General features: G+C 61.1%; 8 protein-coding genes. 4 read left to right on the top strand and 4 right to left on the bottom strand.

Features of this window, described 5'->3' with window-relative positions; translation table 11 throughout:
* From F757_RS0129365 to F757_RS34335, 4 genes are all read left to right on the top strand, one after another.
* A partial coding sequence (locus tag F757_RS0129365; RefSeq protein ID WP_027214453.1) for a YadA family autotransporter adhesin occupies positions 1-3,741 on the top strand: 3,741 nt, incomplete at its 5' end.
* Between the two features lie 97 nt (positions 3,742-3,838).
* Positions 3,839-4,942, top strand: coding sequence for an OmpA family protein (locus F757_RS0129370; protein WP_027214454.1), 1,104 nt, complete (start codon positions 3,839-3,841; stop codon positions 4,940-4,942).
* Between the two features lie 398 nt (positions 4,943-5,340).
* A complete protein-coding gene (locus tag F757_RS0129375) occupies positions 5,341-5,949 on the top strand; it encodes a response regulator transcription factor (RefSeq protein ID WP_027214455.1) in 609 nt (202 codons plus the stop codon).
* Between the two features lie 10 nt (positions 5,950-5,959).
* Positions 5,960-6,505: an Hpt domain-containing protein gene (locus F757_RS34335; RefSeq protein WP_027214456.1), complete on the top strand. Its 546-nt coding sequence runs from the start codon at positions 5,960-5,962 to the stop codon at positions 6,503-6,505.
* 1,080 nt (positions 6,506-7,585) lie between these two features.
* Here F757_RS34335 and acnA read toward each other — a convergent pair.
* The 4 genes from acnA to F757_RS0129405 form a co-directional block, all read right to left on the bottom strand.
* Positions 7,586-10,303 (bottom strand): aconitate hydratase AcnA, encoded by a 2,718-nt coding sequence (gene acnA / locus F757_RS0129390; protein ID WP_027214458.1) that lies wholly within the window; start codon positions 10,301-10,303, stop codon positions 7,586-7,588.
* A gap of 45 nt (positions 10,304-10,348) precedes the next feature.
* Entirely contained in the window at positions 10,349-11,800 is a 1,452-nt protein-coding gene (locus F757_RS0129395) for a bifunctional 2-methylcitrate dehydratase/aconitate hydratase (RefSeq protein WP_027214459.1), read from the bottom strand.
* Positions 11,801-11,825: 25 nt separating this feature from the next.
* A complete protein-coding gene (locus F757_RS0129400) occupies positions 11,826-12,329 on the bottom strand; it encodes a hypothetical protein (RefSeq protein WP_027214460.1) in 504 nt (167 codons plus the stop codon).
* Positions 12,330-12,432: 103 nt separating this feature from the next.
* On the bottom strand, positions 12,433-12,951 hold a 519-nt coding region (locus tag F757_RS0129405; protein WP_027214461.1), incomplete at its 5' end, for a citrate/2-methylcitrate synthase.

Here is a 12,951-nt window from a genome sequence, read left to right on the forward strand (position 1 = left end):
CAGTTGCAGGCGATGGGCGGCACGTTCAACAGCAGCGGCGTCGTGACGAACGCATTTGTCGCATACGACGACACGACGAAGAGCAAGGTCACGCTGGGCGGTGCGGGCGCGACCAAGGCGGTCACGCTGACCAACGTTGCAAACGGTATCTCGACGAACGACGCAGTCAACGTTGCGCAGTTGCAGGCGATGGGCGGCACGTTCAACAGCAGCGGCGTCGTCACCAACGCATTTGTCGCGTACGACGACACGACGAAGAGCAAGGTCACGCTGGGTGGCGCGGGCACGACGAAGGCGGTCACGCTGACGAACGTTGCAAACGGTATCTCGACGAACGACGCAGTCAACGTTGCNCAGTTGCAGGCGATGGGCGGCACGTTCAACAGCAGCGGCGTCGTCACCAATGCATTTGTCGCGTACGACGACACGACCCGGAACACTGTCACGCTGAAGGGTGCCAGCGGCTCGACGAAGATCACTGGTCTGAAGGCCGGTACGCTGTCTGGCACAAGCCTCGACGCGGTCAACGGCAGCCAGCTCTACGGAACGGCAACCAGCGTTGCCAATGCGCTGGGTGGTGGCTCGACCGTCAGTTCCACCGGCGCCATTTCGGCTCCGACTTATCAGCTCAGTAGCGGCACTTACTCGGATATTGGCTCCGCCCTGAGCGGGCTTGACAACCAGGTCGGTGCGATCAATAACAACATCGCCGACACGACCAAGTACATCAAGGTGGTGTCAGCGTCCAGCGCGGCAATCGCCTCCGGCGGCGAAGCTGTGGCCATTGGCGGCGGAGCGTATTCGAGCGGTACGAATGCGGTTGCTATCGGTTCGGGCGCGCGTTCGCAGTTTGCGGACTCGGTGGCGCTCGGTTCCAACTCGCGGGTAAGTGCGGCAAGTTCGATTTCGGTCGGTGACATCGGTGCAGAACGCCGCATCATGAACGTTGCGAACGGCGTTGCGAATACTGATGCCGTGACGCTCGCTCAGTTGAACGCGCTGAAGGCTTCGTTGACGCCGGTCCAGTCGACGGGGCTCAAGTCGATGCTTCTGGGCGCGGCCGTGCCTGTCACGAACTATATCGCTGTGAGCACGTTCGTCACTCCAGGCCTTCCTGCAACCTCGACGGACAACACCGAGAACGCCATGGCAATCGGGCCTGGCGCAATGGCTCAGGGCGCGGGCTCCGTTATCGTTGGGGCGGGTTCAGGCTCGTTCCGTGCCGGCTCGACCGTGGTCGGTTCGTATGCAAGCGCAGCGGCACTGAATGCCACGGTAATTGGCGACGGAGCGACTACCGACAACAAGTCCGACAACTCGGTGGCCATTGGCTACATGGCGGCGGCTCAAGGTCTCAACTCCTTGGCGATGGGTAGCAATAGCGTGACGAACGCCACAAACTCCGTGACGCTCGGCAACACTGCAACCGTGGCGACGGGCGCTACGAATTCGATGGCGCTCGGTGCCGGGTCGTCGGCCACGGCGATTAACGCTGTAGCAATCGGCTATAACTCGATGGCAGACCGTGCCAACGCCGTTTCGGTCGGCAGCACCTCGCAGCAGAATCAGATCATCAACGTTGCCGCCGGTACCCAGAATACCGACGCGGTCAACCTCGGCCAGATGAATACTGCTATCGCGGCTGTCGCTGGTGGCGGCGCACCGAACGCGGTGGTGTATGACACGTCGGCTCACACGTCGGTCACGCTCGGCGTTGCAGGCACGCCGGTCAAGGTGGCGAATGTTGCCGACGGCGTCGCGAACAACGACGCGGTCAACGTCGAGCAGTTGAAGGCAATGGGCGCAACCATCGGCACGAGCGGCAACGTGACGAACGCGTTCGTCGCTTACGACGACACGACCAAGGGCAAAGTTACGTTCGGCGGCGTTGGCGCGACCACGCCGGTCATCCTGTCGAATGTTGGCGCGGGCCAGGTGACGTCCACCAGCAAGCAGGCTATCAACGGTTCGCAACTGTACGGCGCAATGGCCAGCACAGCAGCGGCGCTCGGTGGCGGTTCATCGGTGAGCAGTGACGGCACGATCTCGAAGCCCAGCTACACGCTGAACGGCGAGACCTATAGCGACGTCGGCGCCGCGCTGGTTGCGGCAGCATCCAGCAGCGGTGGCGGCTCGACGAATGCCGTGCTGTACGACACGTCGGCACACACGTCCGTCACGCTCAATTCCACTGGCGCGCCGGTCAAGGTGTCGAACGTTGCCGACGGCGTGGCGAACAACGACGCAGTGAACGTCGAGCAACTCAAGGCGATGGGTGCAAGCATCGGCTCGAGCGGCAATGTCACGAACGCGTTCGTTGCATACGACGATACGACGAAGAGCAAGGTGACGTTTGGCGGGTTGGGGTCGACCACGCCTGTCATTCTGTCGAACGTCGGTTCCGGTCAAGTGGCGTCGAGCAGCACCCAGGCAATCAACGGTTCGCAACTCTACGGCGCAATGAGCAGCACGGCTGCAGCGTTGGGCGGAAGCTCGTCGGTGACGGCGAACGGCACCGTCAGCAAGCCTGCGTATGTCATCAGCGGCAGCACTTACAGCGGCGTCGGTGCGGCAATCAGTGCGCTGGACGCGCAGTCCCGGGGCGGCAGCCCCGACGCGGTGATCTACGACACGTCCGCGCACGACAGGTTGACCTTGGGCGGTGCTGGTTCCACGACGCCCGTGACGATCGCGAACGTTGCGGACGCTACGAGTGATAACGAGGCCGTGAACCTCAAGCAGTTGAAGGCCGCTGGCCTGAACGTCGACTCGTCGGGCAATGTGACCAACGCGTTCGTCGCGTATGACAACGTTTCGAAGGGCACGGTGACGTTCAATTCGGGCGGCACCCCGACCCAACTGAAGAACGTGGCTGCGGGTACTGACGCAACCGACGCGGTCAACGTCGACCAGATGAAGACGTACGTTGCGCAGCACGGCGGAGACGGCACGGCAAACGGGGTTGCCTACGACGACTCGTCGAAGACCCAGGTCACGCTGGGTGGCGCAGGTTCGACGACGCCGGTCACGCTGACTAACGTGGCAGATGGCAAGAACGCTACCGATGCAGTCAACTACGGCCAGTTCTCGGCTCTCGAGAACACCGTGAAGAACTTCGCGGACGGCGGCGGTTCGACCTACATCACCGTCAACAACCCGGGAACGGGCGGTACGGCGGCAGTAGCTTCCGGCACGGATGCGATCGCGATCGGTAACGGGGCAGTCGCATCGGGTAGCGAGTCGATTGCAATCGGCAAGGACACCAAGACGACGGGCGATAAATCTGTCGCCATGGGTTCGGGTGCCTCGGCTCCGAATGCCAATTCGGTCGCCCTTGGCGCAAACTCGACTACGGATCGCGACAACACGGTGTCGGTCGGCTCAACTGGTGCCGAGCGTCAGATCACGAATGTCGCAGCAGGCACGCAGGCAACCGACGCGGTCAACCTGGGTCAGTTGAACAATGCCATGGGCAGCATGAGCAACTCGATCAACAACGTTGATCGTAGCGCTGCAAAGGGTATTGCTGCGGCGTCGGCGCTGAATATCGTCACGCCGTATCTGCCGGGTCGCACCACGATCAACGCGGGCGTCGCCAACTACCGCGGCTATCAGGCCGTCGGTCTGGGCGTGTCGCGGTGGAACGAGAAGGGCACGATCAACTACAACCTGGGCGTGTCCAGCTCCGGCGGCAATAGCACCATCGTTCGCGCTGGTATCGGCATCGTCCTCGGCAACTAATCGAGGGCCGTCGGGCCTTCAATAGAAGCTTGAGACGTTAGCTGTCGGGGTCGCACGGGAAGTTTCCGTGCGACCCTCTTTCCATGAGAAAACACACATGAAGTATTCCTTGATTGCGATCGCGCTTGCCGCGACGCTCGCCGGATGTTCGTCGACTGCGACGCGCGACCGGCTGCAGATTCAAGACCCCACCGTCCTGCAGACCGGCTTCAGCGCCATGCAAAGCCAGGCCGCAGGTGCGGTAACGCAGCAGTGGATCGACACGTATGGTGGCATCAAGGGCGGCGCATTGCTCGATGCCGTTCAGGGCCGCCTGCAAGCGCTCGGCGAGCGCAAGAACAACTACTTTGGCGACAAGGCGCAGTGCTGGCTGAATGCGGCCAGCGCCGAGCGTTACAGCCGCGATAACTGGGGCTTCGTGGAAGAAGCGGTGGTTCAGGCCGACCGTCTGACCGCGGCGCTTGAAACCGGTCAGGGTCTGTCTGTCGACAATCCGGAATTGCGCACGGCTTCGGTGATTCGTCCCGATCTGTGGAAGCAGATCCTGCAGGCGAAGACGTCCCCGCTTTTCCCGCAATGCCAGGAAGCGCAGCGTTTGACGGCGTGCTCTGAAGTGGAAATGATTCATGCCGGTCACGAGGCATGGACGCGAAACTTCGAGAAGAGCCAATTGCTGGTGGATGGGGTGGAAAAAGGTCTACCCGGCATTGGTGCTGCGCTCGCCGCGTGCACCCCGCCTCGGAACGTACATGATGACACCGTCATTCCGCCAAAAATGACGCTGCAAGCCGACGCCACCTTCAAGTTCGATCGTGGCGATCTCAGCGGCATGCTGCCTGCGGGTAAAGCCAAGCTAGATCAACTCATCCGCGACCTCAAGCAGGTGGATGACGTGACTGGTATTCGTATCGACGGCTACACCGACCGTTTGGGTAGCGAAAGCTACAACCGTCAGTTGTCCACCAAGCGTGCAGAAACGGTCAAACGCTATCTGCAAAACGGCGGCGTCACGACGCCGATATCTGCACGCGGTCGCGGCAAAGACAATCCGGTGGTCGAATGTCACGACGCTAACCGTCAGGCGCTGATCGACTGTCTGGCAGCGAACCGTCGGGTGGAACTGGAATTTGCGCGTGGCGACGCACAAAAACCGGTTCAGAAGGCGAAGCCGCAGCAGGGGCCGAACGAGCGGGCACAGTAACGCAACAACTCGCACGTTTACCGTGGGCCGCGTTTTCCGATGCGGCCCGCGCGACGGTTTGGAGGAAGCGTTAGCGCGCTCGCACTCCCATCACGACCCGAAACATCGAGTCCCTCGCTGCGGCAGAGCCGACATATGCAATCGCGGTCGCAACCTGGCATGCAGCCGCACGCTAGTTCTCACAACTGGCGCTTCACGCGCACTGCAGACTTAGTCTGGCCTCCGCTCGGAATTATCCGTCGATGGAATTCGAAAAGTCCCTTGTTATTGCAGACATATCTACTGACGTTGCGGCAGAGGGGAGGCCCCAACGTTGTTAACATAAACCCAATCCCTGCTGGGCTGTTTCTGTTTCGTTTTGCGCCCCTCGATTATTAAGAAAACAAATGGAGCTGTAAATGAAGAGAATCGTGATTATTGACGATCACCCCATAATTAGAGGGACGATAGCGAATGTATTGCGCGCCGATCCGGAGCTGGACCTGGTTGGGGAATGCGGAGACGGCGAAGACGGTCTGCAAATGGTTCTGCGCGAAAAACCGGATCTCGTCATCGTCGATCTTGATTTGCCGCGGCTCGACGGCTTGTCCATGATCCGCCGTATCCGCGAGGAAAGCCTGAAGATCTGCATTCTTGTCCTTTCCGCCAAGCCAGAAGATGTAATGGCCGGATATACGCGCACGGCCCGTGCCAATGGTTACGTAGGCAAAGGGCGCAACATGAGTGAGTTGATCACGGCGCTCAAGACAGTCCTTTTTGGCTACGACTGTTTCCCGGCCGATGCAACGGGGTCCGCGCCCGAAAATGCGCTGAGCGCGTTGTCCGCGCGTGAAGTCGAAGTGCTTCAACACCTTGCTCGGGGCGCGAGCAATCGCGACATTGCAAGTCGTCTATTTTTGAGTGACAAGACCGTGAGTACCTACAAGAGCCGTATTCAGGAGAAGCTGGGACTATCGTCGCTCGCGGCGTTGATCGAATTTGCTTCGTTACACAAGCTGATCGATTAGTTGCGCGGCTATGAACGAGACGAGACCGCATGATGAAGGTGAAAAGGCCGGCCTCCTGCCGCCCGCGCCCTGCACCCCCGCGACGCACGGAGGATCACCTGCGCAGCTTGTGATGCCTGCTGCGGGGCATGACAGCGCGGCGGCTCATGCAAACCCTGCACCGTCTGACACGCATGAAGGCGATCATCGCTCGGATAAAGCCGCCGAACCGTCGTCGGCACTGTTCGACCGTGATTATCTGAACGCGCTCGTAGAAGAAGGAATCAACCTGAACGCATTTCTTGATGGTTGGAGCCAGGCGATGCGCGATGACCTGAACCATCTCGTCGAATCGCAACGCGAGGGCGACTTACAGCATTTTCGTCATTTATTGCACAGACTGGGCGGAGCGCTCGGTCTCGTCGGCGCCCACGGTTTAATCGAGGCGCTGAGGGTAGTGCGAACGGCGTCCGGCGCGCAGGATTGCGCGTCAATTGATACGCTTGCGGCGCGCATACGAACGCTGATCGAGCAACTCGAAACCGTGCGCGACGAGTACCGGAGCGCCCGACCATGAACAGGCCGTTGGCCTTGATCCAGGGCGCGCTTGCGCTTCCCAATTCGCGCCCGCTTTCTGGGTTGCCGCCGCCTTTCGGCTCGTGGCAACGTTCAGCGTCGCGCACGGAACAACTTGCCCCACAAGCCACCGTGCCAGGGTCGCCGCGATATTCGCCCACGCTGCGACCTCGCGTGAAGGCTCCGCCGAAGAACAAATTAATGTTGTTCTACAAGCTGCCGCAACGGCCCGCTTCGGACAGTCGTTTTGACGAGCAATTGGCCGAAGCGCGGCGTTATCTGGAAGCGGATAACGCGCAACCGCATTCGTCGCGTGCGGATCGCATACTCGGTGCGGCGATTTTTGTCGGATGCAGCATCGCGCTTGCGTGGCTGCTGGCCACCTGTTCGTCACACGAGCTTGCCAACAAGGCCACGCTAGCAGCGCGGCCATCTGAAGGCATGGTGCATAGCGGCCGCGTTACGCAGCAAACGTCCGGAACGCTCATAGACCAGGCATGGGCGCCCCACAAGCTTGCCCCTCCCGCGTTGGCCGCAGCCGAGCCGTTGCCGCAAGTCATACATCGGGCCGACGCGGCGAGGTCGTCGCAACAGGATGGGGTGCAAGCCAGCGCGAGCGCGCGCAGCCATTCGGTTTCCGAAAAGCGCATTGCAGGGGCGCCGCGTCCGCGTGCTGTAACTGCTCCGACTCGTGTGGCAAGCGCAAACACGCGAATCGCATCCAGTCGCCTCAATGATTCGCGTGCGCCTCTTGCGTCAAACAGCGGGCGCGAATGGGCAGCGGCGCAATCGTCCACAAACGACTCGGCGGAGCGCAAGGCATTGTGGGATTGGGCTGTGCAGCAGCGCCGCGCAAGCGCTGCCACGCGCCCAACAGTGTCTACGCCGGAGAACGTCGACTGGAATGCGCACATGACGCAGCGTCGTATCACCGACAATCCCGCGGCTTTTCAGTCCGGCCGCGCCTCGCAATGAGCGGCGAAAAAAAAGCCCGACCAGGGTCGGGCTTTGAAAGTCGGCTGCGCCCTCCACAGGACGCAGCCCCTGCAAAACAGCCAAGCTGTTTGCGTCGTCGCGAGGCTTAAGCAGCCAGCAGCGAACGCAGCACGAACGGCAGAATACCGCCGTGCTTGTAGTAGTCGACTTCGATAGGCGTGTCGATACGCAGCAGCACCGGCACGCGCTTCTCGCTGCCGTCCTTGCCGCGAATCACCAGCGTCACTTCCTGTTGCGGCTTGAAGTCCGCGCCCAGGCCTTCGATGTCGTATGTTTCTTCGCCGGTAATGCCGAGCGACTGCACGCTGTCCGATCCCTTGAACTGCAGCGGCAGAACGCCCATGCCGACCAGGTTCGAACGGTGAATCCGCTCGAAGCTGCGTGCGACCACGGCCTTCACGCCCAGCAGTTGCGTACCCTTCGCGGCCCAGTCGCGCGACGAGCCCGTGCCGTATTCTTCGCCTGCGAACACGATGGTCGGCGTACCGGCGTCGATGTACTTCATCGCTGCGTCGTAGATCGACAGTTGTTCGCCGCTCGGCTGGTGAATCGTCAGGCCGCCTTCCACGCGCGAGCCGTCTGCCTTCGCCGGGATCATCAGGTTCTTGATCCGGACGTTCGCGAACGTGCCGCGCATCATCACGTCGTGGTTGCCGCGGCGCGAGCCGTAGCTGTTGAAGTCGGCCTTTTGCACGCCGTTTGCCTTCAGCCACTTGCCTGCCGGCGAGTCTTCCTTGATCGAGCCTGCCGGGCTGATGTGGTCGGTCGTGACCGAGTCACCGAAAATACCCAGCGCGCGCGCATTCTTGACTGCGGCAATGCTGTCGGCCGGCGTCATCGAGAAGTCATTGCCGAAGAACGGCGGCTCGGCGATGTACGTGGACTTCGGCCAGTCGTAGACCTGGCCTTCTTCGCCTTCGATCTTGCTCCACAGGTCGCCCTTCTTGGTCAGGGACGAGTAGTTCTTGCGGAATGCGTCCGCGTCCAGCGCGAACTTGAGCAGGTCGTTCACTTCGTCGCTGGTCGGCCAGATGTCGCCGAGGTAGATGTCCTTGCCGTTCTTGCCCTTGCCAACCGGCTCGGTCATCAGGTCGCGCGTAATGTTGCCGGCGATCGCGTAAGCCACCACGAGCGGCGGCGAAGCCAGGAAGTTAGCGCGGATGTTCGGATGAATACGCGCTTCGAAGTTACGGTTGCCCGACAGCACCGCTGCCGCGACGATGTCGTTCTTCGTGATGGCTTCGTTCAGTTCCGGCGTCAGGTCGCCCGCGTTGCCGATACAGGTCGTGCAGCCGTAAGCGGCCAGCGTGAAGCCAAGCTTGTCGAGGTAAGGCAGCAGGCCGGTCTTCGTCAGGTACTCCGTGACGATACGCGATCCCGGAGCCAGCGACGTCTTGATATGCGGAGCGACCGTGAGACCCGCTTCTACAGCCTTCTTCGCGAGCAGGCCGGCAGCCAGCAGCACGCTCGGGTTCGAGGTGTTCGTGCACGACGTGATCGCGGCGATCAGCACGTCGCCGTTCTTCACGTTGACGCCGTTGCTGGTGGTGTATTGCGCGTCGAGGTCGGCGGCCTTCTTCGCGAAGCCGTTTTCAGCGACCGGTTTCGAGAACAGATCTGAGAACGTCGACTTCACGTTGCCGATTTCGATGCGGTCTTGCGGACGCTTCGGACCAGCCAGCGAAGGCGCGACCGTGCCGAGGTCGAGCGTGACGACCTTGGTGTAGTCGATGTCGCCTTCGTTCGGAATGCCGAACAGGTTCTGAGCCTTGAAGTAGTTCTGGAACGCGGAGATTTCCGCGTCCGTGCGGCCCGTGCCCTTGAAGTAGTCGATGGTTTTTTCGTCGACCGGGAAGAAGCCCATGGTCGCGCCGTATTCCGGCGCCATGTTGCCGATGGTCGCGCGGTCCGGCAGCGACAGAGAGCGCGTGCCTTCGCCGAAGAACTCGACGAACTTGCCGACAACCTTTTCCTTGCGCAGCAGTTCGGTGATGGTGAGCACCAGGTCGGTGGCCGTCACGCCTTCGCGCAGCTTGCCCTTCAGGTTCACGCCGACCACGTCCGGCGTCAGGAAGTACACCGGCTGGCCGAGCATGCCGGCTTCAGCTTCGATACCGCCCACGCCCCAGCCGACCACGCCAATGCCGTTGATCATCGTGGTGTGGCTGTCCGTGCCGACCAGCGAATCCGGGTAGTACACCGTGTCTGCGCCTTCGGCCTTCTTGTGCACGCCGCGTGCAAGGTACTCCAGGTTGACCTGGTGAACGATACCGACGCCCGGCGGCACGACCTTGAACGTGTCGAACGCCTGCATGCCCCACTTCATGAACTGGTAGCGCTCGTTGTTGCGCTGGAATTCCAGTTTCATGTTCAGGTCGAGCGCGTTCTTTTCGCGGAAGTGGTCGATTTGCACCGAGTGGTCGACAACCAGATCGACGGGCACCAGCGGCTCGATCGACTTGGGGTTCTTGCCCACGCGCTTCGCGACGCCACGCATTGCCGCGATGTCGGCGAGCAGCGGCACGCCGGTGAAGTCCTGCAGCACGACGCGCGACACGACGAACGGAATTTCGTCGACGCGCGCGGCGGTCGGCTTCCAGTTCGCAAGTTGCGTGATGTGTTCTTCGGCAATTTTCTTGCCGTCGTAGTTACGCAGCACCGATTCCAGCACGATTCGGATCGAAACCGGCAGGCGGTCGATCTGGATGTTCAGTGCCTTGCCGAGTTGCGGCAGGGAGTAGAACTTGCCTTTGCCGGAACCGCTGTCGAATTCCTTGAGCGTTTTGTGGAGGTTGTGGGCCATGGTGTTTTCCTTGGTTTGATCGCGGAACTACAGTACTTAACTCAACTAGATGACGTACAAATCGACGTACTCATTGACCGGCATGGCTTCGAGCCGTGCCTGATCCAGCGACACGTCGAGAATCGCCAGTTGTTGCTTGACCGGAAAGCGGCGCGCGAGGTTGGTCTTGAACTTCTCGACCAGCAACGGAATGCCGTCTTCGCGACGACGCTTATGACCGATCGGGTATTCGACTACGACTTCGTCGAACTGCGACCCGTCGTTGAATTCGATCGTCAGTGCATTGGCGATGGAACGCTTCTCCGGGTCGTGGTAATCCTTCGTGAACTGCGCATCTTCCACACATTCCATCTTTGCGCGCAGCACGTCGATACGCGCGTCCTGCGCGACTGAATCTTCGTAATCGGCGGCCGTCAGGCGGCCGAAAATCAGCGGCACCGCGATCATGTACTGAATGCAATGATCGCGGTCGGCCGGATTATTGAGCGGACCTTTTTTGTCGATGATGCGGATGGCGGCTTCGTGCGTGCGGATCGTGATCTTGCGGATGTCTTCCACGCGCTTGCCGTGCGCGACGAGTTGCGCCTGCAACGTCATGGCGGCTTCCACGGCGGTTTGCGCGTGAAATTCGGCCGGGAACGAAATCTTGAACAGCACGTTCTCCATCACGTATGAGCCGTACGGGCGCTGGAACGTGAACGCGTTGCCCTTGAAGAGCACGTCGTAGAAGCCCCATGTTTTCGCCGTCAGCACCGACGGATAGCCCATCTCGCCGGTTTTCGAAATGAGCGCGAGACGTACGGCGCGCGAAGTCGCGTCGCCCGCGGCCCACGATTTGCGCGAGCCCGTGTTGGGCGCATGGCGGTACGTGCGCAGCGCCTGTCCGTCGACAAGCGCCTGCGAGACCGCATTGATCAGTTCGTCGCGCGTGAGGCCGATCAGTTGGCCGACCACCGCCGTCGACGCGAGCTTGACGAGCAGCACGTGGTCGAGCCCGACCTTGTTGAAGGAGTTCTCGAGCGCGATGCAGCCTTGAATTTCGTGCGCCTTGATCATGGCGATCAACACGTCTTTCATTGCGAGCGGCGCTTTGCCGGCTGCGATGGCGGTGCGCGAGAGCCAGTCGGCCGCGGCGAGAATTGCGCCGAGGTTATCCGACGGGTGCCCCCATTCGGCGGCGAGCCACGTGTCGTTGAAGTCCAGCCAGCGGATCATGGCGCCGATGTTGAAGGCAGCCTGAACCGGGTCGAGCTGGAACGACGTGCCTGGCACCTTGGCGCCGTTGGGGACGATCGTGCCCGGCACGATGGGTCCCAGCAGCTTGGTGCAGGCAGGAAAAGTGAGCGCCTCGAGGCCGCAGCCGAGCGTATCGATCAGGCAATGACGCGCGGTTTCCAGCGCGAGCGCGCTGTCGATCTGATAGTCCAGAACGTAATCGACGATATCGACCAGGACCTGGTCCGGATCGGGTCGCACGTTGGAAATCGGAGCGGACATCGAGGGCTTTCCTGATGACGACGGGTTATTCCGCCTTGTTGATCGCGTTCGATTGCGTCGGAGCCGGCGCGCCTTGCGCCATGGCTGCCGTCTTGCACTCGTCGGCGAGACGCGAGCTGTCCTTGTCCGAGAACAGCATGGCCTTGGTCGGGATCACGACCAGATCCATGCCGCTGGCGGCGTCGTGGAACCGATCGGCACCCGTGGTCGTGGATTGACGCGGCAGGTTGTAGTTCTTGTTTGCCCAGTGAACCGTGACGATCTGGTCACGCTTCATGTCGCCCTTCAGAGCGAAAGAAAGGCCTTCGTTGCACGACCACTTTTCGGCGCCTTCCGGAACCGGGTCGACCTTGGCTTCCTTGGCCGGATTGGCTTTGCGCTTGATCAGACGGCGCGGCTGCGGCTTCTTCGGCACGGCTTTTGCAGCGGGCTTGGTGGTGGTCGCCGGTTGCGCGGCGGCGTCAGTCGCGACGGTCAGCATCGTCGTGGACAGGGCGCCAATCACGGCGGCGATCATCAGCTTCTTCATGGAGAAAACCTTTCTATCTAATTTCAGTTGAACGGTACGCGGTCTACCGGTCCTGGCGGCCGCGGGGTTGAACTGCACGCGCCTCTTAAGCGCACAGCGACCGCTATTTTCGCTTATTTAGCGCCACGTACTTTAAATTCTCGGGCCCGGTGTAATTCGCGCTCGGCCGGATGATCTTGTTGTCGATGCGCTGCTCGATGATGTGTGCGCTCCAGCCAGCCGTGCGCGCAATCACGAAGAGCGGAGTAAACATGGCCGTCGGCACGCCCATCATGTGATACGACACCGCGCTGAACCAGTCGAGATTTGGAAACATCTTTTTCACTTCGGCCATGACTTTTTCAAGGCGCTCGGCGGTATCGAACAGTTTCGTGCTACCCGCTTCCTTCGAAAGCTTCTTCGCCACTTCCTTGATGACCTTGTTGCGGGGGTCCGAGATCGTGTACACCGGATGCCCGAAGCCGATCACCACTTCCTTGTTCNCGACGCGTTTGCGAATGTCCGCTTCCGCTTCGTCCGGCGTCTGGTAGCGCGACTGGATTTCGAACGCGACTTCGTTCGCGCCGCCGTGTTTCGGCCCGCGCAGCGCGCCGATCGCGCCGGTAATGGCCGAGTAGATGTC

It is taken from the genome of Burkholderia sp. WSM2232 (genome assembly GCF_000472545.1).
Classification (GTDB): Bacteria; Pseudomonadota; Gammaproteobacteria; order Burkholderiales; family Burkholderiaceae; genus Paraburkholderia.